This is a genomic window from Glutamicibacter endophyticus, assembly GCF_048457885.1.
In the GTDB taxonomy this organism is placed as follows: Bacteria; Actinomycetota; Actinomycetes; order Actinomycetales; family Micrococcaceae; genus Glutamicibacter; species Glutamicibacter endophyticus.
On sequence record NZ_CP174200.1, the window covers coordinates 2,892,830 to 2,914,004 of the forward strand.

At 59.7% G+C, this 21,175-nt stretch carries 22 protein-coding genes and 2 tRNA genes; 17 read left to right on the forward strand and 7 right to left on the reverse strand.

Annotated features, from left to right (window positions below):
• Window positions 1-24 precede the first annotated feature (24 nt).
• From phoA to ACJD00_RS13465, 5 genes are all read left to right on the forward strand, one after another.
• Window positions 25-1,476, forward strand: a complete 1,452-nt coding sequence (gene phoA, locus ACJD00_RS13445) for an alkaline phosphatase (RefSeq protein WP_418907424.1) — start codon at window positions 25-27, stop codon at window positions 1,474-1,476.
• A 128-nt stretch (window positions 1,477-1,604) separates the two neighbouring features.
• The gene (locus tag ACJD00_RS13450) at window positions 1,605-2,501 is read left to right on the forward strand and encodes an EamA family transporter (protein WP_418907425.1); all 897 of its coding nucleotides are present in this window, start codon (window positions 1,605-1,607) and stop codon (window positions 2,499-2,501) included.
• Window positions 2,502-2,582: 81 nt separating this feature from the next.
• Complete coding sequence (locus ACJD00_RS13455) at window positions 2,583-3,728, forward strand: S8 family serine peptidase (RefSeq protein WP_418907426.1); 1,146 nt, start codon at window positions 2,583-2,585, stop codon at window positions 3,726-3,728.
• A gap of 8 nt (window positions 3,729-3,736) precedes the next feature.
• Window positions 3,737-4,330, forward strand: a complete 594-nt coding sequence (locus tag ACJD00_RS13460; protein WP_418907427.1) for a dihydrofolate reductase family protein — start codon at window positions 3,737-3,739, stop codon at window positions 4,328-4,330.
• A 22-nt stretch (window positions 4,331-4,352) separates the two neighbouring features.
• The gene (locus ACJD00_RS13465) at window positions 4,353-4,604 is read left to right on the forward strand and encodes a hypothetical protein (RefSeq protein WP_418907428.1); all 252 of its coding nucleotides are present in this window, start codon (window positions 4,353-4,355) and stop codon (window positions 4,602-4,604) included.
• A 5-nt stretch (window positions 4,605-4,609) separates the two neighbouring features.
• Here ACJD00_RS13465 and ACJD00_RS13470 read toward each other — a convergent pair whose 3' ends face one another.
• Together ACJD00_RS13470 and ACJD00_RS13475 are read right to left on the reverse strand one after the other, a co-directional pair.
• Entirely contained in the window at window positions 4,610-4,999 is a 390-nt protein-coding gene (locus ACJD00_RS13470; RefSeq protein ID WP_309409270.1) for a VOC family protein, read from the reverse strand.
• Complete coding sequence (locus ACJD00_RS13475; protein ID WP_418907429.1) at window positions 4,996-5,283, reverse strand: ArsR/SmtB family transcription factor; 288 nt, start codon at window positions 5,281-5,283, stop codon at window positions 4,996-4,998. Before ACJD00_RS13475 ends, ACJD00_RS13470 begins: the two co-directional genes overlap by 4 nt.
• Window positions 5,284-5,386: 103 nt before the next feature.
• Between ACJD00_RS13475 and ACJD00_RS13480 the strand changes: the two genes are divergently transcribed.
• The 3 genes from ACJD00_RS13480 to ACJD00_RS13490 all read left to right on the forward strand — a co-directional run bounded on the left by ACJD00_RS13480 (window position 5,387) and on the right by ACJD00_RS13490 (window position 7,490).
• Window positions 5,387-5,459, forward strand: a tRNA-Ala gene (locus tag ACJD00_RS13480).
• 289 nt (window positions 5,460-5,748) lie between these two features.
• On the forward strand, window positions 5,749-6,186 hold the full coding sequence (locus tag ACJD00_RS13485; protein ID WP_418907430.1) for a hypothetical protein: 438 nt from the start codon (window positions 5,749-5,751) through the stop codon (window positions 6,184-6,186).
• A 203-nt stretch (window positions 6,187-6,389) separates the two neighbouring features.
• A complete protein-coding gene (locus ACJD00_RS13490; RefSeq protein ID WP_418907431.1) occupies window positions 6,390-7,490 on the forward strand; it encodes a serine hydrolase domain-containing protein in 1,101 nt (366 codons plus the stop codon).
• 257 nt (window positions 7,491-7,747) lie between these two features.
• Here ACJD00_RS13490 and ACJD00_RS13495 read toward each other — a convergent pair.
• Window positions 7,748-7,820, reverse strand: a tRNA-Ala gene (locus ACJD00_RS13495).
• A 193-nt stretch (window positions 7,821-8,013) separates the two neighbouring features.
• Here ACJD00_RS13495 and ACJD00_RS13500 point away from each other — a divergent pair.
• Together ACJD00_RS13500 and ACJD00_RS13505 are read left to right on the forward strand one after the other, a co-directional pair.
• Window positions 8,014-8,439 (forward strand): VOC family protein, encoded by a 426-nt coding sequence (locus ACJD00_RS13500; RefSeq protein ID WP_418907432.1) that lies wholly within the window; start codon window positions 8,014-8,016, stop codon window positions 8,437-8,439.
• Window positions 8,440-8,613: 174 nt separating this feature from the next.
• Entirely contained in the window at window positions 8,614-9,210 is a 597-nt protein-coding gene (locus ACJD00_RS13505; protein WP_418907433.1) for a glyoxalase, read from the forward strand.
• Here the strand turns inward: ACJD00_RS13505 and ACJD00_RS13510 are convergent.
• Window positions 9,207-10,400 carry an MFS transporter gene (locus ACJD00_RS13510; protein WP_418907434.1) on the reverse strand — a complete coding sequence of 398 codons (1,194 nt, stop codon included), beginning with the start codon at window positions 10,398-10,400 and terminating at the stop codon, window positions 9,207-9,209. The genes ACJD00_RS13505 and ACJD00_RS13510 overlap by 4 nt on opposite strands.
• A 142-nt stretch (window positions 10,401-10,542) precedes the next feature.
• On the opposite strand from ACJD00_RS13510, the gene ACJD00_RS13515 reads away from it, so the two are divergent.
• From ACJD00_RS13515 to ACJD00_RS13535, 5 genes are all read left to right on the forward strand, one after another.
• Window positions 10,543-11,484, forward strand: coding sequence for an endonuclease/exonuclease/phosphatase family protein (locus tag ACJD00_RS13515; protein WP_418907435.1), 942 nt, complete (start codon window positions 10,543-10,545; stop codon window positions 11,482-11,484).
• 14 nt (window positions 11,485-11,498) lie between these two features.
• Window positions 11,499-11,969, forward strand: coding sequence for an SRPBCC family protein (locus ACJD00_RS13520; RefSeq protein WP_418907436.1), 471 nt, complete (start codon window positions 11,499-11,501; stop codon window positions 11,967-11,969).
• Window positions 11,966-12,742 (forward strand): IclR family transcriptional regulator, encoded by a 777-nt coding sequence (locus ACJD00_RS13525; protein WP_418907437.1) that lies wholly within the window; start codon window positions 11,966-11,968, stop codon window positions 12,740-12,742. The genes ACJD00_RS13520 and ACJD00_RS13525 overlap by 4 nt, the downstream gene beginning before the upstream one ends.
• Window positions 12,743-12,863: 121 nt before the next feature.
• Window positions 12,864-13,658, forward strand: a complete 795-nt coding sequence (gene cobA, locus ACJD00_RS13530) for a uroporphyrinogen-III C-methyltransferase (protein ID WP_418907438.1) — start codon at window positions 12,864-12,866, stop codon at window positions 13,656-13,658.
• A complete protein-coding gene (locus ACJD00_RS13535) occupies window positions 13,655-14,779 on the forward strand; it encodes a uroporphyrinogen-III synthase (RefSeq protein WP_418907439.1) in 1,125 nt (374 codons plus the stop codon). The genes cobA and ACJD00_RS13535 overlap by 4 nt, the downstream gene beginning before the upstream one ends.
• Before the next feature lie 52 nt (window positions 14,780-14,831).
• On the opposite strand, the gene ACJD00_RS13540 is transcribed toward ACJD00_RS13535, so the two are convergent.
• Window positions 14,832-15,542, reverse strand: coding sequence for a GNAT family N-acetyltransferase (locus ACJD00_RS13540; RefSeq protein WP_418907440.1), 711 nt, complete (start codon window positions 15,540-15,542; stop codon window positions 14,832-14,834).
• Between the two features lie 162 nt (window positions 15,543-15,704).
• Complete coding sequence (locus ACJD00_RS13545) at window positions 15,705-15,836, reverse strand: hypothetical protein (RefSeq protein WP_418907441.1); 132 nt, start codon at window positions 15,834-15,836, stop codon at window positions 15,705-15,707.
• A 217-nt stretch (window positions 15,837-16,053) separates the two neighbouring features.
• Between ACJD00_RS13545 and hutU the strand changes: the two genes are divergently transcribed.
• Together hutU and ACJD00_RS13555 are read left to right on the forward strand one after the other, a co-directional pair.
• On the forward strand, window positions 16,054-17,727 hold the full coding sequence (hutU, locus tag ACJD00_RS13550) for a urocanate hydratase (RefSeq protein WP_309409294.1): 1,674 nt from the start codon (window positions 16,054-16,056) through the stop codon (window positions 17,725-17,727).
• 311 nt (window positions 17,728-18,038) lie between these two features.
• On the forward strand, window positions 18,039-18,401 hold the full coding sequence (locus ACJD00_RS13555; RefSeq protein ID WP_418907442.1) for a hypothetical protein: 363 nt from the start codon (window positions 18,039-18,041) through the stop codon (window positions 18,399-18,401).
• An 81-nt stretch (window positions 18,402-18,482) separates the two neighbouring features.
• Here the strand turns inward: ACJD00_RS13555 and ACJD00_RS13560 are convergent, their stop codons facing one another.
• Window positions 18,483-21,053 (reverse strand): aminotransferase class I/II-fold pyridoxal phosphate-dependent enzyme, encoded by a 2,571-nt coding sequence (locus tag ACJD00_RS13560; RefSeq protein ID WP_418907443.1) that lies wholly within the window; start codon window positions 21,051-21,053, stop codon window positions 18,483-18,485.
• Between the last annotated feature and the right edge of the window lie 122 nt (window positions 21,054-21,175).

Genomic DNA, 21,175 nt, shown 5'->3' on the forward strand with positions numbered 1-21,175 from the left:
CTTCGACCCTCGATAGGACTGATGATGACTGTACGGATCCAAAAAATTCTGCCGACTACCGCGGCGCTCGCCTTGGGCCTCGGCGCACTGAGCGGATGCGCAACTACCGCGGGAAACACGGCCGCAGAGCCAGCACGATTACTCGACCGCCCGGCAGCTGGTGAACTGTCCGAACATGGAGGCGCCCGCCGCTTAGATGGCGACACCACAGATGCGGTGCGCCAGGCGGTGCAAGATTCGGGTGCCAAAAACGTCATCCTGCTCATCGGCGACGGCATGGGCGACTCGGAAATTACCGCCGCACGCAATGTGGCCAAGGGAGCCGGCGGATTCTTTGCCGGCCTCGACGCATTGCCACTGACCGGTCAGTACACCCACTATTCGCTACACAAGGACGGCAAGCCTGACTATGTCACGGACTCGGCGGCCAGTGGCAGCGCATGGGCTACGGGCACCAAAACCTACAACGGCGCCATTTCGGTGGATATCAACGGCGCAAAACAACCCACGCTCCTAGAACTAGCCAAAGAAAAGCAGCTGGCCACCGGGGTGGTCACTACCGCCGAGATTCAGGACGCGACCCCGGCCGTGCAACTGGCGCATGTCACCGAGCGCAAGTGCTACGGCCCCGAGGTCACAAGTGCAAAGTGCGCATCCAATGCCCTCGAAAACGGAGGTGAGGGTTCAATCACCGAACAGTTGCTGAACACGCGTGCCGATCTGGTCCTCGGCGGCGGTGCCGAAACCTTCGCCGAAAAGGCCAAGGCAGGGCCCTACAAGGGCCAAACGCTACGGGCACAAGCCGAGTCTCGTGGTTACACCATCGTGGATGACACCCAAACGCTGCAGCGGACGACAGTTGCGAACCAAGAGTCCCCGGTACTGGGGCTGTTCGCGCCCGGGAACATGGAGGTGCGTTGGACCGGTGAACACGCAACGAAGAATGGGATCGAAAAACCAGCGCAGAAGTGCACACAGAACCCGGCACGCGATGAAAGCAAGTCGCCGGATCTCAAGACGATGACGGCCAAAGCCATCGACTTGCTCAAGGGTAATGAGCAGGGATTCTTCTTGCAGGTCGAGGGAGCTTCCATCGATAAACAAGACCACGCGGCAAATCCCTGCGGCCAGATTGGCGAAACCGTTGATCTAGATGAGGCAGTGCAACAGGCTCTGGACTTCGCCAAGCAGGACGGTCAGACGCTCGTCGTGGTCACCGCCGACCATGCGCACACCAGTCAGATTGTCGCACCAGATACCGAATCCCCGGCCCTGACCTCCAAGTTGGTCACCGCTGACGGTGGGGAAATGGCGATCCTTTACGGCACGGGCGAGGAAGATGCCGCACAGGGACACACCGGCACGCAGCTTCGGATCGCCGCCTACGGGCCAGGGGCAGCCAATGTCGTTGGGCTCAGTGACCAGACCGACCTGTTCTTCACCATCCGCGACGCACTCTCCCTCAGTCAGCGCTAGTCGGCAGGTGTGCTCCGCCGTCATCAGTAAACAGAAGGCGGAGTCCACCGCACCCAGCCCTCATAATGGACGGTAACGGCGAACTGAATCTCATTCGACCGCTCAACCGACCTCCGAGGAGTACCTTCGTGCCCGAGACCGCCCGAGGCACCTCAATTGGTGTGGCCCTGTCATTGGGTGCTTCGGCGCTATTCGGTCTGATCTTCCTGGTCTCCGGCTGGGTGCACGCCCCGGCGGAAGTCGTCCTAGCCTGGCGCGTGGTAATCACCTTCGGTTGTTATGCGCTCCTGTTGCTCGGCCAATCGGGCCGAAGGGCCCTGTCCGAGTACTTGAGCGTTGTGCGCTCGATACGCGGCGGACCTCTACTGGTAATTACCCTGGCGCTGATGGTCTCCAGCCAGTTGTGGGTATTCGTCTGGGCCCCTGCCCATGGCATGGCCCTAGATGCTTCGCTTGGCTTTCTGCTATTGCCGATCACCCTGGCGCTCGGTGGACGGTTCATCTTCCACGAACCGATCTCGCGGGTGCAGTGGGTGGCCATCGCCGTGGCCTGTCTTGCGGTGGCCCTCAAGGTACTGCTCGTGGCCGAGTTTTCATGGGTCACCGCGCTGATCTGCTTCGGGTATCCGGTCTACTTCATGACCCGTCGCCACACCGGCCTCGGTCACCGGGCAGGCTTCGGTGTAGAAATGGCGCTGCTCACGCCGGTAATGGTGTTGTTGCTTCTCACGACCCCGGCAGGGAGCCCTGCACTGGCAACCATTGCCGGTGTTGGCATCATTGCTTTCTCTGGGGCGGCCGCGATGGCAGCCTACCTCGGAGCTTCGACCCGACTGTCGCTCCCGGTCTTCGGTTTGCTTTCCTATGTCGAGCCATTGTTGCTCGTGGCAGTTTCGCTGTTGCTGGGCGAGTCACTGACCGCAAGCGACTACTGGATCTACGGCCTCTTGGCAGTTTCGCTGGGCATTCTTGGGATGGATGCGATGCGCGCCGTGTGGCACTCGCGTGGTTTACGAAATACGTAGACGCGCCTGCGGCCCGGCGATAGTGTCGGTACTACTTCATACACTGGCACCACAAAGTGAAGCCGTTCGAAGGAGCAAGCGATGTACCAGCCAAATACTCTGCACACGACCGAAGCCAGTAGCAATCGCTTTGTGGTGCTGTTCGATACAACCGACGACGAGCAACGCAATGTTTACGCTCCGCGCCTGCTCAGCGCGCAGGGTTTCACCACGGACACCTATTTTCCGCGGCTGGGAATCGGCGTTGTCGACGGTGAGCCCACGCAACTGCAGGCGCTTCAAGTACGCGCCAGCGACGAACGCGCCGCGCTACGTTTCGTTCCCGAACTGACCTACCATGTGCTTTCGGAAGCGCCCTCGACCTCCTTCGCGGATACCGACGAGGCAACATGGGGCCTACAGGCCGTGCGGGCCCTCGATTCCGACCTGAGCGGCAAGGGCATCAGGGTCGCGGTGCTAGACACCGGTTTTGATGCCGCGCATCCAGATTTCGCCGACCGTTCGGTGACGACCAAATCCTTCGTTTCCGGTGAGGACGCCAGCGACGGACACGGCCATGGAACGCATTGCATCGGTAGCGCTTGTGGACCGCGAACTCCACAGACCGGTCCGGGCTACGGCGTGGCCTATGAGGCAGATATTTTCGCTGGAAAGGTGCTGGGGACGAATGGATCGGGTACCGATACCTCGATCCTCGCCGGAATCGACTGGGCAATTGAAAACGACTGCCACGTTATTTCGATGTCCTTAGGCGCCGACGTCCGCGACGTCCATCCCCCTTATGTACGGGCCGGTAGGCGCGCCCTGGATCAGGGTTCACTCATTGTCGCCGCGGCAGGCAACAACGCGCGTAGGGCCCAAGGGGATCCAGGTTTCGTCGGCACCCCGGCCAATAGCCCCTACGTTATGGCTGTCGCCGCGCTGGACAGCGACCTACAGATCGCGGATTTCTCGGCCCAGTCACTGGCTGCCCGGGGCGGGCAGATCGATATGGCAGCCCCGGGGGTCAACGTATATTCCTCGTGGCCCGGCCAGAAACGCTACAACACCATTAGCGGCACCTCGATGGCGACACCGCATGTGGCCGGCCTCGCCGCGCTACTGGCCCAAGGCACCGGTTCGCGCGGTCGGGCGCTGTGGGCCGAGCTGGTTCAGGAGGCCCAACGAGTCCAACTATCCTCGCTCGATGCCGGTACCGGGCTAGGTATCGTCGCAGCCAAGCTCTAGGTCGAACCATGGCGGTGATCGCAGACATCTCAGTGTCACTGGACGGCTTCGTCACCGGGCCAAACCCCGGTCTCGAAAACGGTCTTGGTGCTGGAGGCAGCGCATTGCACCGCTGGGCCTTCTCCGATAACCCACAGGAACAAGAGCTTGTGGCCCGGGCGACCGAACGTTCAGGGGCCGTGGTGCTGGGCCGCAAGCTCTTCGATATCGTCGATGGTCCAGGCGGCTGGAACGAGGACGTTGGCTATGGAGCCTCGCTGGCGGCCACCCCACCATTTGTGGTGGTGACCTCCCAGCCCCCTCGGTCGGTACGTTTAACGCAACTCGATTGGTCCTTTTCCACCGGGGGTCTTGCCGAGGCGATATCCATGGCCACCTCCCGCGTTAAGGATCCGGCACAGGATGTGGTGTTAATGGGCGGCGGACTGCTCATCGGCACGGCACTTCAGGCGGGGCTCATCGATCAGTTACACCTGCACGTAGCGCCCGTACTACTCGGGGCGGGCACCCCGTTGTTCCGCGACGGCGGACTGCAGCACTTTGCCCAACGTGAAGTACTGGCGACCGAGAATGCGACCCATTTGGTCTACGAGCCGGCCTAGACAGGCGGCGTATGCTGGGCATATGGAACACGAAGCTGGACTAGTGACGTGGATCGTAACCGTTGAGGAACGAAAAATCGAAGTCATCGACGCGGTGGCAGCCGAACTAGGATCGCAAGGATTGCATGTGCAATCGATCTTGCGATCTCTCGGGCAGGTCTGCGGTCAAGGCTCGTCAGACTGCCGGGCCCGGCTGGCCGCGGTCGATGGCGTGCAGTCGGTGGACGCCGAACGCGAGTTCCGAGTTCCACCCCCGCACAGCGATATTCAGTAAAGCTGTTACTCTTTGGTTTCGATCAACTGAATAAGATTTCCACAGGTGTCATCGAGCACGGCGATAAGCGCCGTGCCGATGTCGGTTGGCGGTTGCGTGAAACTCACTCCAAGACCAGTCAGGCGCTCATGCTCGGCAGCCAAGTCGGTCACCTCAAACTGAGCCAGCGGAATTCCGTCGGCCATAAGCGCGTCACGATACGGTTTGACTGCTGGATGATTCGACGGCTCCAACAACAGTTCCGGCCCGTCGGGCACTTCCGGTGAAGTAACTGTCATCCAGAAAAATTCGCCAAGTGGGATGTTGTGTTTGGGCTGGAACCCCAAGACCTCTGTATAGAAGCGCAGTGCCGTCTGCTGGTCGTCGACAAATAGCGAAAGCATGTTAATTTTCATGCCTGATCTCCTTCGATTGCTTGCGGCCAACGCCGCGTAATTTCAGCCAACGGCCCGGGAGTGAAGTAATGGAATTTCACGCGTCCTGCACGTTCGACCCGTATCAGACCCGCTTCTTCAAGTAGTGTCAGGTGCTGCGAAATTGACTGTCGCGATTGGCTTACGCCATGGTTCATGGTCAACGTTCCGCACAACTCAAAGAGCGACTGGCCGTCTCGTTCGGACAGCACATCAAGAATTTTCCGTCGCGTTGCATCATCCAACGCCCGGTAAATATCGGTCACATGATCATTATATGCAAGTGATCACTTGCATATCTAGAGGTACTGACGGAAAGTTCTGAGAATTTTGCAGTCTGTACCGAAAACAGTAGGCTGAGGAGTACTTGGGGCTATAGCTCAGTTGGTAGAGCGTTTCGTTCGCAATGAAAAGGTCAGGAGTTCGATTCTCCTTAGCTCCACAAAATCTACCGAGCGGATCAACCATCTCGCCTTGCCGCCTCAAACGCGCTTGGACCCGCGGACTGGCTTCCGCCTGCGGATTGCTCCCGGCCACTCAACCTTTATCCCGTATTGCAGTCTGGGCCTTGTCAGGTTGTCCCGCAGGTTTCGTGCACCATAGATCCTCGAACGGCTTAACCCGTAGCCGGCGAGTCTCGGCTGCGCTCGGAGAAAATGCGACGCCATCCGGCCCACCGAGTAGAACCCAACGAAGGTACACTCAGAACATCCCGGGGAAAGGCCGCTGACATGATCTCGCGTAGCTTACTCGGCGTCAGTAGCGCACTTTTGCTGACCGCGTTGGCCGGTTGTGCTCCAGTCAGCGTCAAAGAACCGCAAGAGACTGCCCCCGCGAGTGAGCCTAGCGTCTCGAGCGCCGAAGACTGGCAACCATGGGCCGATAGCGTCATGGAACCTTACCTACGCCAGAATCCCGATCTCTCTCGCATGACGACGCCCAACGCCCCACACCGGCAAATCCTTGGATGGGGCGCCCTCGCGCACGGCGAGCTGCAGGTCATCGTCTCCGGCGAGCGCTGGCAAAACGGAGCGGATCTCGACGCGGTTGCCATGGGGATCCTGGCAGATCTCGAGGGAAATCGCTCGGTCGTTTCGGTCGAGGTGTGGACCATTGCCCGGGACGCCAAGGGGAAGGCCTCGGGAGCGGACGCCCAAAGCACGGCCTAGCCGACAACTGCCGCAGATTCTCCCTTCGAGAACGACATCCGGAGTCGTTGCGAAGCGGATCTGCGCGCCCTACAGATACTGCACCTCTACCGTTTATGTGGGCGTATTGAACTAATCGTGCCTCCATAAGGTCGAGGCCTCGAATCGGAGAGCTGTCGCTTTGGGCCTAGCTGTGCGTACATCGGTCGTGTTAAGGTCTCGGCATGACCTCCGATTTACAGCGCGTCATAGACCGCCACGTTGCACAGGGCACGGCTCCAGGAATTGTGGTTGCGACGGGCAGCACGGAGGAGCCTACACGCTTTCTGCAGGCCGGCGACTTGTCGATTGATGCCATCGCCCGAATCCAGTCGATGACTAAACCCGTCTTGGCCGTAGCCACCCTGCGGTTGATCCAGGGCGGAATGCTGACCCTCGATGATCCGGTTGAACACTGGGTCCCCGAGTTGGCCAACCGGCGCGTCTTGCGTAGCCCCGACGGGCCTCTTGAAGATACGATTCCAGCGGAACGACCCATCACGGTACGTCACCTCCTGACCAATACCTCGGGCTACGGCATGATGACCAGCGATTGCCCACTGCAACGTGCGATGATCGCAAACCAGACTCAAGCCGGACAGGAGCCGGTCGCCTTGGGCGCGCAAGACTGGGTAGCGGCACTGTCTGACTTACCTCTGGCATTCCAGCCGGGCACTGGGTGGCGTTACCACCATTCCTTTGGCCTGCTCGGGATACTACTTTCTCGCTTGGTAGGCGGAGAGCTCGCGAGACACCTACGTGAAGACATTTTCGCGCCCTTGGGGATGCACGACACCGGCTACACCGTGCCTACTGCTCAGGCTCACCGTTTACCGGCGGCCTATCGCCACCTGCCCAATGGCCCACTTGTCGAAGTCGAACCGGCGGGGTCGGGCTTCTACGTTGCGCCGGCAGACTTCGATCTGAGCCACGCGGAGTTGGTCTCCACGGTTAGCGACTATGCCGCCTTTGCCCGAATGCTAGCCGCATCCGGATGGCATGGTGGGCAGCGTCTGCTAGAACCAGGGTTGCTAGAGCTAATGCGTAGTGACCAGATTCCGAAGGAGCTCAAAACCGCGGACAGTTTCTTCCCGGGCTTCTGGAACGAGACCGGCTGGGGGTTCGGCGTGGCGGTACAAACCTCCGGCGCGCAAGCTGGCCGATACGGTTGGTCCGGAGGCCTCGGAACCAATGTGCACATCGATCCCGACGGTTCGTTTCAGGTGTTGTTTACCCAAGTAGAGATGGGGCCTCAGCTGATGGGCCTGTTGGCCGAGGTGCAATAGAACCGCCCGTAGGCCAAGCCCAAGAGTGACTAACCACCACTCTTTCTAGTCCGGTCCGTTCAGTTTTTTTGAGCCCTGGTATTTGGAGACTGCGAGAACTCACCTATGAGCAAGCCGCGCCTAGTGGGCGCTTCGACGCTATGTGAGACCAGCGTTCCCCAGACCCCGAACCGCATGACTACGTTGCGGGCAGTACATGTTGGTCATACGCAAAAATCCCGAAGCATCAAAAATCGATGCTTCGGGATTTTAATCTGTGGAGGTAAGGGGATTCGAACCCCTGACCTTCTGCATGCCATGCAGACGCGCTACCAACTGCGCCATACCCCCAGATGAAGGTTTGGTTTAGGGCTTCTTTCGATCCCCTGAACCGAGATAAAACTCTACACGAGAGTTGTTGGAAAAAGCTAATCGACAAGGGGGTGACTCTGTTCACACAGGCTCTTCCATTGTGTCGGCTCATGCTGGAACAATGCGACGTGGGCCCACTTCAAGCCCGCGAACCCTAGAAAGGTGATCGACAATGGCTATTGGTTTGACCCCATACTTACGCTTTGCCGGTGTAGCCCGCGAAGCAATGGAGTACTACCACTCCGTGCTGGGCGGCGAGTACAGCGCCATGACTTTCCGTGAGGGTGCCGGAGAGGAAAATCCTCAGTTCGCCGACAACATCATGCATGCTTCGCTCTTCGTGGAACGTGGTGTGCATTTCATGGCCTCCGACGTGCCTCCTACGATGAACGCGACGCCCAACGGCGTCATTGCGTTGAGCAACGATGGCAATGGTGACGGCGCGGCCGATGCAGACACTCTGCGGGGATGGTGGGATAAGTTCGCCGACGACTCGACGATCGACATTCCGCTGGAAACCGCCCCATGGGGCGATTCGTTCGGCCAGCTCACCGACCGCTACGGCGTCACCTGGATGTTCAACATCGGCGCACAGTAGTTCGTACAAAGAGATCTTGCGGTCCCGGCAGCGGTGACGATTTCCGTTCGCCGGGCATCGCTCTGCGTAGCCAGCCAGAGATAGTCATTCCCAGCGCCGCATCGCCGGCAGGGAGCGGCCTGCCCGCAAGAATTGCCAAGTCCTAGTCCTCGACCTGCGAGTAGCCTAAGTTTCATGACAACCATTGAGCAGATTCAGATTCGCACCGACGATGCCGAACAGGCCATGACCTTCTACAGCTCGGTATTCGGTGAAGAGTTTCCCGTCGTCGCCATCTCTGGAGGAGTACGCCCCCAAGGGTTCGACGGTTTCGCGCTGTCTGCTCTCACTGCCCAACCAGGGGATGTCGATCTTGTGATCGCCCATGCCGCAAACAGCGGGGCCAAGGTTCTAAAGCCGGCCAAGAAATCCTTGTGGGGATATGGTGGAACGCTCAGCGCGCCAGATGGCACCATCATCCATGTTGTCTCCGAAACGAAGAAAGACAGCTCCCCCGTGCTCCGGAAAATCACCGCGCTAGTTCTACAGCTTGGTGTCGCGGATGTGCCTGCCAGCAAGAACTTCTATATTGAGCAGGGACTGGACCTGAGCAAGAGCTACGGAAAGCGATATGCGGAGTTCGCGACACAGAACGTGAGCGTCATCCTCAATCGACGAAGCGACGCCGCCAAACAGGCCGGAGTGCCCGACGTTGCGCCACAAACGCATCGCCTCGTGGTTTGCTCCGACGCAGGTAGCTTCACCGACCCCGACGGTAATGAGTGGCGTTAGCCGATTTGTAACCCGGTCCGTTTCGCGTTCCATTGTGCGAGCAAGGCCAGAATCAGCCCCAAAGCGGCGAGCAAGGCACCGACGAAGGCCGGCGCCTGATAGCCAAAGCCCATGGTGATGACGGCCGCGCCTAGGGCGGCACCCAACGCGTTGGCCACGTTAAGCGCAGAATGATTAAGCGACGCCGCCAATGATTGTGCGTGGGGCGCGGAATCCATGAGGAGTGTTTGTAGGCCCGGAATGAGCAACGATCCGGTTGCACCCATCACGAACACCATAATCAGCGTCGGGATGAACCACTCGGAAATCAACCCGAAGGTGAGCATCACGACGATCATGATGGAGGTGGCCAGCTTGATCGCGCCAAAAACGGACCAGTCGGCCAGTCGGCCACCGATCAATGAGCCGACAACCATACCAATGCCATAAAGTGCCAAGACCAGCGGAACGAGGTTGATATCAACGCCAGTCACATCGGTTAACGTCGGGCTGATGTAGGAGTACACGGCGAAAAACCCGCCAAAGCCAACAATGCCGGTCAGCATGGCAAGCCACACTGAGCCGCTACGCAGGGCCGATAATTCGCGCCGCATGGACGCTCCCTCGGCGGCCTTATGCCATGGCACGAAGAACGTAATCATCACCAAGGTCAGTAACCCGATAACACCCACGACGATAAACATCGAGCGCCAGCCGAGAGATTGGCCCAGTCGAGTCACCAACGGCACACCGGCGACGTTTGCCACTGACAGGCCCAGCATCACCCACGCGATGGCCCGTCCACGCATGGTTGCGGGCACGAGCGAACCAGCCAATACGCCGGCTAGCCCAAAGTAGGCACCGTGCGGCAGCCCGGAGAGGAAGCGGGTGAGGATCATGGATCCGTAGTCAGGGGCGAAAGCCGAAGATAGGTTCGCAATGGCGAAGAACACCATCAGATACTGCACAGCGCGCTTGCGCGGAATCTTGGCGGCCAGTGCGGTCAGCAAAGGTGCACCGATAACGACACCAATGGCATAAGCACTAATCATCAAGCCCATCGCCGAGTTTTCTACGCCAAGGTCGGCGGCGCCTTCCTGCAACAAGCCCATGATCGAAAACTCGGTAACGCCAATACCAACACCGCCCATGGCCAGAGCGATGACGGCCCAAAATAGCGCGCGGCCTTCTAAGTACTTGGAGGTGCTCATGAAATCCTTTGAGGTGATGAGTGCGGAGTTAGGACGATGCGGCGTCGCTGGCACCCTCTAAGCCTACGGTTCGAGAGTTTCCAGATAAAGGCCGTGGCACTGCCACCTTGCTCACAGGACACTGTGGCAATCTTAGAGCCTGATGTCTCTGAATCCCGTTGCCCGGGTGGGCCTCGGGCGACGTATCGCCCGAGTCGTTTTCTCGCTTGCTCTGCTCGCACTCGCAGGCTTACTCATTTTTCATCATTGGGTACCTGACGTTTTCGGGCTGGGACTGATTGCCGATAATCTCGCACCGTGGCTTGGCGTCCTCGTGTTGTTAGCCATCGTGCCGCTAGCGCTAATTCGTGGAAAACTAGCACTGGTCAGTTGGTGTGTGCCCGCCATAGCGTGGACCCTGATGTTCGGAACCGCGGTGCTCCCGGCTACTACCCCACCGGCAGCTTCTTCCCTCATTATGGCGACACAGAACGCCTATGTGACCACCAACGGGTTGCTGGAGTCCGAACTCACCGGTGGGTCGGTGGATGTGCTCTCGGTACAAGAAATCTCCCCCGAGCAAGTCGACGATCTGCAGCGTGAGCTGTCCGATGTTTTTCCGCACTACGTCCATGTCGGCACCGTGGCGGTGTTCAGCAAGTACCCGCTACGCAATACCCAAGCCTTGGATTTGGGGCTGGGTTGGAAACGCGCCTTGCGCACGGATGTGATCACCGACCAAGGCCCGCTTCGTCTTTACGCGGTACACGCGGCCTCGGCCCGACCGGCGGACCATGCCTCACGTGACCGGATGCTCGATCAACTGGAATCAACCATTGCGACGGACTCCGCTGCCCGAATTGTCGCCATGGGCGATTTCAACGCCACCTCCACGGACCGAAATATGTCAGGGCTCCTCAAATATCTGCGCGACACCCCAAGCAGTCACTGGGGGCTGGGCATGACGTGGCCGGACCGCCCCTTCCCCGTGATGCGCTTGGATCATGTCCTTATTTCGGACTCGCTGACCGGCTCCTCGCGGACCATTAGCGTCAAGGGCAGCGACCATCGAGGCGTGATCGCCACCCTTGCACCAGTGGAATAGGCAATACTGGTGAGATGGCCGTCCAATTTCAATGCGTTACGAGAACCGCACTTCCCGTCCAGGAGCTCTTCGATCGGTCGCTGAGTATTGACGGGCATATCGCCTCAATGCGGCATTCGGCGGAGCGAGCCGTCGCCGGCGTCCGAAGTGGACAAATTGGTTTGGGCGAGCAGGTCACCTGGCGGGCACGTCACTTTGGCCTCCCAATCCGAATGACATCGCGTATCACCGCACTGGAGTCCCCACGATTCTTCATAGATGAACAAGTGACCGGGCCCTTTGCTTTCTTCTACCACCTGCATGAGTTTCGTGTTGAGCACGGGCAAACCGTCATGGTGGATACGGTTCGTTTCCGCGCCCCCTTCGGAGCCTTGGGCTGGCTGGTCGAAAGACTTATTCTGGGCAAGTATCTGCGAAAACTGATCGAAATACGCAACCAACATCTGGTGTCCAATGAAGCCGTAGGCGGGAAGGAGCCCCGATGAACGTCAAGGTGCCCGCAGCCCAACATACGCTCCGCATCCTGACCCTGCTGGCCAGCAGAAAATCGCCGACCCCCGCGGCCATGATCGCCAAACTCCTCGATATTCCACGCTCGAGCGTCTATCAGATTCTCACCATCATGGTGGAGCAGGGCTACGTAGCGCACTACCCCGAAGAACAGTCCTACGGCCTAGGTATTTCCGCGTTCGAGCTCTCGAGCGCTTTCACCAGACAGGAACCACTGGCACGTCACGGTGCGCCACTTCTGGCCAACCTGGTGGACCGCATTGGCGAAAGCGCCCACCTGGCAGTGCTCCACGGCAATGACGTGCTCTACATTGTCGAGGAGCGCGCGAAAGGCCGTCCTTCGCTGGTTACCGACGTCGGGGTGCGTCTACCGTCTCACCTAACAGCCTCAGGACGCGCCATTCTGGCGGCCCTGCCCAAGTCTCAGGTGCGAGCACTCTACCCGCGTGCCTCAAGCTTCACGGTACGCGAAGGGGCAACGACGTCAATGCGCAGCTATGCAACGCTACGCACCGAGCTGGAGCACACCGCAACGCGCGGGTACGCTCAGGAAAGCGGGGATGTCACCCCCGATTTCCACTCGATTGCCGTGGTTGTGAAAGACACCCGAGATTGGCCCGTTGCCGCAATCGCCGTGACGTTCCTGGCTGGACGATTCACCGAGGAAAATATTCGCGAGCGTGTGATTGAGCCACTGCAAGAGACCGCCGGTGCTCTGGCGGATCGCTTTTCAGGACGTCGCCGCTAGCCCGGTCGGGCCAATAGTCGGATTTATCATGCTTGAAACATTCAAGAAACTCGGGGGCAAAGACCCTTGCATAGGGTTTTTTTATTCCCAGATTTCACGAATGAAAGCCGAGTTGGTTCCCATGAGCACCGAACCCTCTAAACAAAGCCGCGGAGGTCGCCCTTCTGGGCGCATCTCCCTCGTCGGGGGTGGCCCCGGCGCATTGGATCTACTCACCCTGCGGGCCGCGCGGGTACTGTCCGAGGCCGATGTGGTGTTCTATGACCGGCTGGGACCGGGCAAGCACCTCTCCGAATTGGCGCCTCATGCGCGACTGGTGGATGTCGGGAAGACCCCCGGCCACCACAAGGTCTCGCAACGCGAAATCGAACAGCGAATGATTGAGGCGGCCAGCGCTGGGGCTCATGTGGTCCGTCTGAAGGGCGGTGACCCCTACGTATTCGGCCGAGGCTACGAAGAAGTTCATGCCGCACGCGCCGCTGGGCTGGAAGTCGACGTCATCCCCGGGCTGAGCAGTTCCATCGCGGTTCCCGCCGCCGCCGGAATCCCGGTGACTTCGCGCTCCGTAACAACCTCATTCACCGTCATCTCTGGGCATGACCCGCTATCCGACGAGCAACTAACTCACCTAGCCGCGCTAGGCAGCACGATCGTGGTGCTCATGGGCATGGGTACTTTGGAGCACACCTGCGCCGGTTTGCTGCGCCGCGGTCTTGTAGCGAGCACTCCCTGCGCCATCATCGAACAGGGATGCACCGAATCGCAACGAACGCTCCACAGCACCCTGGGCTCGCTGGCAACAGATGCTCGCGCACATCACTGCGCTAATCCCGCCGTCATCGTCATCGGTGAAGTAGCAGCGCTTCCCTTAGCATTGCCTCAGATCCAGCCGGTCCCAGCCATGGAGGTGGCATGAACGCCCCGAGTCCGCAGTCCACGCTTCAGGCGGCGCCCCTTGCCGGCTTCCGTATCGCGGTGACCAGCGACCGACGTTCTCAGGAACTTGTCGAGGCGCTGGAACGACGCGGTGCACTGGTTGAACACACACCTCTGCTCAAGCTCGCTCCGCTCGATAACGAAGAACAGCTTCTGTCCCAGACGCGACAAGTAATTGCCCAACGACCTCATCTGCTTCTGGTAACCACCGGCTACGGCTTTCGCCGTTGGTTCGACTCAGCAGAGGCCGCCGGTCTCGGCGAATCCTTGACTCGAGTGTTGAGCGACGCGCAGATTCATGTACGCGGTGCAAAGGCGCTCGGGGCGGTGCGAGCACTGGGATTCACGGCCGCATCGGTGGGATCGGACGGCCTTACCTCCACGCTTTTGCGCGACCTTGCCAGCGAGATCCGGGGCAAGAAGGTGGCGATCCAGTGGCACGCCGATAGCGACCCGGATCTTATTGGTTCGCTACACCGGCTAGGCGCCCGTGATTTGGTTGAGGTCGAACCCTACCGCTGGGTGGACTCGGCGCGCGAAGAATCGATGATCGAACTGGTACATTCGCTGATTGCTGGTCGTCTTGACGCTGTCACTTTCACCAGTGCTCCGGCGGTGCATGCGCTATTCGCCGTGGCTCGCTCCCGAGGTTCCTTCGACGCCCTCACCCGGTCGCTACGCGAACGAGTCACCGTCGCTACCGTCGGCCCGGTGACCGCTGCCCCCTTGCAGTCCGCTGGCGTAGAACCGCTAATTCCCGAGCGTCACCGTATGGGTGCCATGATTTTGCAATTGATTGAGCACTTGGGCACGCACGGCACCTTGAGTTGCCAGACCGCGTTAGGGGCCTGCCAGCTTCGCGGGCACACGCTGTATGTTGAAGATCAGTCCATCGAGCTCGGGCAGGCTCAGGCCGAGGTCTTCCGTCGCCTGCTCGATGCGGGTGGTGCCGTAGTTTCCCGTGCCGAACTGGTGTCATTGCTTCCATCGGTCAGCTCCAACCATGCCTTGGACATGGCCGTGAGCCGACTACGCAAATCACTCCCCGATCCGACGTTGGTCTCGACCGTCATCAAGCGCGGTTACCGGCTGAACGTCTAGGGAAGGCTTGGAATCCCGCGTGGCCAGAGCCTAGGCCAGGCGGGCTCGTCAATTACTTTTTGGCACGCTCTGCAGCGGTCATTCGTCTGCCGTGCCCTTGTGGAATATTACTTTCGGTCTCAACGGAGAGAAATCCCAGCGCACTATTAATCCGACGCACCCATTCGTTCTTCTCGTCGCTACTGGTTCGCACAGTGGCTACCGGGGTCGTACATACTGCCTGAGCAAGGTTCTCCTGTTTCTCGGCCTTCCCGAGCCCTTTTCCACGGTGCTCTGCAAGCACGATGGTCCCTTCGATCTGTGCGGGACGATCGGGCTCCGCAGGAACGACGAGACAGGTCCAAGCCACCACGGTGCCGTCATGGGTTACCGCAAAAGATTCAACGACCGTGGCACCTCGCGCGGTCCAGTTTTCAATTTCGCGGACGTACTGAGCGGGTGTTAGCGGGGCGTCTTGCCAATCCAATGCACCACTTGGCGCTTCCGCGTCGACTAGACCTTTCAGATAGCCAATCTGCTCCTGAAATCTCTGCGGAACCCCGTTATTGAAACTTGCGATGGTGTACCCGGCCATCTCTCCCGGCGGGAAGGGCCCCGCGCTACGAAGATCCAATTCAACGACCGTCTCCGTGGTTGCCACGGCATACCCTAGCGGTAGCGCGAACCGCTGTGTCAGCACATCTATTTCGTGGATTGTCGAACCATACGCGCTAGCAATCAGGCGGCGTGTGTCGGCGGAGCTGGTGGCTTCTACTGCGCGCACGAACGAGCTGCCAATCCCCCTTCGCTGGTACTCAGGTGCGACCCAGACCAACACCCATCGCTCCGTGGCGGAGGCTTCCTCATGCAATCCAGCGGCGAAGCCGCAGAGCCGCGCCCCGCCCCACATCCCGACGAGATTTTTATACCAACCATCATTGGCGCGCTACGTTGCGATGCGGTTCTGCGCAGAGGGTGCGATCCAGCCGGCTCGTACTGCCGAGGTTGCTGCAGTCTCGACCGTATATCCCGAGATCATGTGCCGTTCGTCAGCAAGATCGAGGGAACGCATATCCATAAGGTCATACTAGTCGCCGAGGACCGTCGAAATTCCCTCGCTGACCGGCGGTTTCCCAGATTCGGCCCGGCGCGGATGCCGCGAGATCAGCACGAGTGAACCCCCGGATCTGAAATACCAGACACATCGAGCAAAATTGCGCTACCGCCCGAGCCTTGGGTGACGAATCATTAAATCAATCGCAAAACACTGCTTGATTCCACCCAAGGAGCCACACATGTCGACCTCGACCTCACGTGTAGTCCGCGCCCCACGCGGCACCGAACTAACCGCAAAGTCCTGGGCCACCGAGGCCCCGCTGCGCATGCTGATGAACAACCTCGACCCCGAGGTTGCCGAACACCCCGAATCGCTGGTCGTCTACGGTGGCACCGGCAAGGCCGCCCGTAACTGGGAGGCTTTCGATGCCATCGTTGAGACCCTGAAGGACCTCGAAGAAGACGAGACCTTGTTGGTTCAGTCCGGCAAGCCGGTCGGCGTCTTCAAGACCAACAAGTGGGCACCGCGCGTACTGATCGCCAACTCGAACCTCGTGGGCGACTGGGCCAATTGGGAGTACTTCCGCAAGCTCGAGGCCGAAGGCCTGATGATGTATGGCCAGATGACCGCAGGTTCCTGGATCTACATCGGCACCCAGGGCATTCTGCAGGGCACCTATGAAACCTTCGCAGCGGTCGCCAAGAAGCGCTTCAACGGCACCCTGGCTGGCACCCTGACCCTCACCGGTGGTTGCGGTGGCATGGGCGGCGCCCAGCCACTGTCCGTCACCTTGAACGACGGTGCTTGCCTGATCGTGGACGTCAATGAGTCGCGCCTACGCCGCCGCGCCGAGAAGCGCTACCTCGATGAGGTGGAGCTGGATCTGGACAAGGCCCTGGAGAAGGTCCTGGCCGCCAAGGCCGAAGGCCGCGGCCTGTCCGTTGGCTATGTCGGCAACGCCGCCGAGGTCTTCCCGGCACTGCTCGAGCGTCACAAGGCCGGCGAGTTCACCATCGATATCGTCACCGACCAGACCAGCGCCCATGATCCGCTGTCCTACCTGCCGGTGGAATACACCATGGAGCAGTGGGATGCCGAGGCGAAGGCCGATCCGGTGGGCTTCACGAAGAAGGCCCAGGCTGCCATGGCCGCTCAGGTTCAGGCAATGGTCGAGTTCCAGGATGCCGGCGCCGAAGTCTTCGACTACGGTAACTCGATCCGCGACGAGGCTCGCAAGGGCGGCTACGAGCGTGCCTTCGAATTCCCGGGCTTCGTTCCTGCCTACATCCGCCCGCTGTTCTGCGAGGGTCTTGGCCCATTCCGCTGGGTTGCCCTTTCGGGTGATCCCGAGGACATCCGCGTCACCGACGAGGCGCTGAAGGAACTGTTCCCGGAGAACGAGCACCTGCACCGCTGGTTGGACGCGGCTGCCGAGCGCGTGGAGTTTGAAGGCCTGCCGGCACGTATCTGCTGGTTGGGCTACGGCGAGCGCCACAAGGCCGGTCTGCTGTTCAACAAGTTGGTCGCCGAGGGCAAGGTCTCGGCTCCGATCGTTATCGGCCGCGACCACTTGGACTCGGGTTCGGTTGCTTCGCCGTACCGCGAGACCGAAGCCATGAAGGATGGCTCGGACGCCATCGCTGACTGGCCGCTGCTCAACGCATTGACCGCAACCAGCTCGGGTGCGTCATGGGTTTCGTTGCACCACGGTGGCGGCGTTGGCATCGGCCGTTCCATCCACGCCGGACAGGTCTCCCTGGCCGACGGTACCGAGTTGGCTGCGGCCAAGCTTGAGGCGCTGCTGACCAACGACCCGGGCATGGGCGTTATCCGTCACGTGGATGCCGGCTACGACCGCGCGGTCGAGGTAGCCAAGGAGCGCGGTGTGCGCGTTCCGATGATGGATCAGTAAGCACTGACACCACCCGAGGGTGGGTACCGGCAATGGCGCCGGTACCCACCCTCAACTGGTTAAGCCTTGCCAGTGCCGCTATCGATGTGCCGGCGTTTAGCCATTGCCACGGATGCGGCCTAGGGTGGGTAATTGGCAAAGAAACCGAAAGGATTCTGATGACGAACACCATGCGATCCCTTACCGCTTCCTTGGCGCTAAGCCTGCCTCTCCTAGGGCTATCTGCCTGCGCTGGGCCGGAGGTGGCATCCGAGCCGCCGCAGGGCGAAGGCTCAACGCCCAGTACTTCGGCCCATAATACATCACCTTCCATGGACGGTGATGGACTAAAGGCTGCCTTCACCCAGATCACCACACACGGTCGCAAGGTGACCTGCTCCGAGGGTCCTACCGTCATTCCTCGCGAAACCAGCGGAAAAATCGTCGAACTCACCGGCGACTGCTCCGAGGTCGTGATCGAGGCCAATGGACTGAAGTTGGCAGCCGAGCAAATCGGCACACTTCGCGTGCGTGGCAATGGAAACATCATTGCCCTCGGGACAGTAGTGACCCTTGAACTATCCCGCGATGGAAATATGGTTGGCTTTTCGCAACCACCGCAGACATTTAGCGACACCGCGCACGGAAACCAATACGGCACCGACGCCCTGGCCAATATTCATCTGAATTTCTGACGTCAAATACCGCGAATATGTACGCAAAACAAATGCTCGGCACATCCATTTAGGAACGTGCCGAGCATTTGACTTTACGAACTATTTCTCGAGAATCTTGGCAATCGCGGCAGGGGTAAATACCTGATATCCACGACGGCGGTCATAGCCGTGAATCTCGCGGGTATCGAGCACGTCCATGTAGTCCAAGATCTCCGCGGTAATAACTTGGCCCGGCACGAGCACTGGGAATCCCGGCGGGTAGGGTGTCACGAAGGCCGCCGATACCACTTCTTCGCCTGCCGCAATGCGTTCACGGATCTGTCTGGAGAACAGGAAGTGGCTCGAGCCCTCTTGGTAGGTCAAGTAATAGGCCGTGCGCATGTCACCACTGCCACCGCCCCCGCTAAATGCTTCGGAGAAGTAGCTGAAGTCCGGCATGGGAATGCCCGCCGCCGGGTCAACAATCGGTGCCATGGCACCGTTTAGTCGGCGTTTGTGGTCAAGCTCTTCAGCGATCTTCACGAGCACCTCAATGAGGTGTGCCACGGCGGAACGATTAGTACCGATATTGGTCATCAGCAGCACGGAAGTGCGGCTGGTCTTGTTGACCTGGATTGCGTGCCCGTCCATCAGGTAGGTGTGTTTGAACGTATCCCCATCCACACCGGTGGCACTGATGTCGAGGGTCAGACGGCTGGGGTCAACCACGAACTCGTCTTCGGCCCAGACCGTATCCCACGTCCCCAAGCCGTCCCGAACCGGATCCGGAACCCGCGCACTACGAAATTCTTGGGGAATCAAATCGAAGGTGTTCAAGACACGGAAGTACTTCCGGAGCAGTTGATGACGGTTAACTGCGCGAGCCACTGATTGCGCCAAGTCCACCTGGCGTTGGATCAAGGAATAACCTTCGAGCTCGACCTGTCGACGCCCGATGTCCAGCGACGCCAAAATTTGGTAGTTCGGCGAGGTTGAGGTGTGCGTCATGTAGGCCTCGCGGAACGCGGCAACGTTACGCGTGGCGAAGTCTTGATCGTAGACGTGAATCATCGAGCCCTGACGTAACGAGGTCAGGGTTTTGTGCGTGGACTGCGTGGAGTAGACGCGCAGGCGCGCCTTGTCCGGGTCCGGAATCAACCGGGTGTCGAGCCATGCCTGATCATTATCGGGACTCTGCGCCGATCCGGGAGCCGGAAGCCGATGCGTCTGATCACGGTAGGCGGCGCGGTACTGTACGGTCTCGAAGTCGGCCTCCATACGCGCCGCCGAAGCCATACCGGTGCGTTGCCGGTAGATCGGGTGGAATCCAGCGAAGGCAAACCACGCTTCATCCCACAAGAAGACCAGGTCGGGCTTGATGGCCAGGCACTCTTCCATCACGCGGCGAGCGTCATAGACGATGCCGTCAAAGGTGCAGTTGGTCAACGCAATCATCTTGACCTTATGCAACAAACCTTCGCGACGCAGCGCCAGCAGACGTCCCTTGATTTCGCGGAGCGACACGGCTCCATACATGGAATGCTCATCGAGCGGGTAGGCCTCTAGGTACGAGACGTTTGCCCCTGCCAGCACCAACGAATAGTGGTGCGATTTGTGGCAGTTCCGGTCCACCAAAACGATGTCACCGGGCGCGATGATCGACTGGTGCACGATCTTATTCGCCGTGGAGGTGCCGTTGGTGACGAAGTAGGTGCGGTGGCTCCCGAAGGCTCGGGCAGCCAGCTCATGGGCCTTCTTGATTGACCCGTGCGGATCGAGCAAGGAGTCAAGGCCGCCGGAGGTAGCCGACGTCTCGGCCAACAGGAGATTCATGCCGTAGAAGTCGACGAGGTCGCGGGCCCAAGGCGAGTTTTGCACGGATCCGGCCCGAGAGATGGGCATGGCGTGGAAGACACCGCCAGGTCGTTTGGCATAGCGTTGTAGCGCCTTGAAGAACGGCGTGTCATAGCGCCCCATGATCTCGGCAATCAGCGATAGGTGAAGATCTAGCCCATCGTTGCGGGAGAAGATGCGCTTGAACCGCCCGGTGATTTCATGTGCGAGCGATTCGAGTGCCACCCCGGCGATCAAGTACACCGGAATCTCAGGTCGAATTTCGTCCAGTGCCTCTTCGAGGTCGAGGATCTGCTGGATCTGACGCGCCGAGGAGAAAAGCCTCTTGGTCCGACGGTCAATGTACTGCCGCAACTTGGAGCTGAGCTTACGGCGCGTGGAAAGTTCGAATCGCGCGGTGATCACCACGGCTTGGATACCGGGGTTAATCACCACGGCGGCCAGTGCATCTTCGGCGCTGGGCACAACAACGAAGTTGTAGTTGAACGGATCGGTCCGCACACGCATTGACAGCATTTCTTCTTTGAAACGCGCAATTTCATCTGCCGGTCCGTTGTCGACCAGGAGAATTTCGACGTTTGGCGTGTGCGAGCCGTGCTGATGCTCCTCGTCATGCTCACTGCCATTATGGTGACCCTCTAGGTCAACGTACTGCGTTTGCGTACGAAATGATTGGTTGGCCTGATAGATCTTCTCTAGGGCCTCGGGGAATCGCTCCTCGCGTATGAGGTCAAGCACTCCGTGAAAGTATTCGATACCCGGATTGGCCCAGTAAGACTCCATGCTCTCAAGCAAGCCCAGAAGCCGACGCACCTCACTGCGGTGCAGTTTGCACACTTCGGCTTCCTCCGACTCACGGATAATTTCCCCTAGTACATAGCCCAGGTGTTCCCATGCGTCTTTGCGCTTTCTCCATGCGCTTTCTGGTGTCGCAGTCTGCGGCACATCTTTCGTTACTA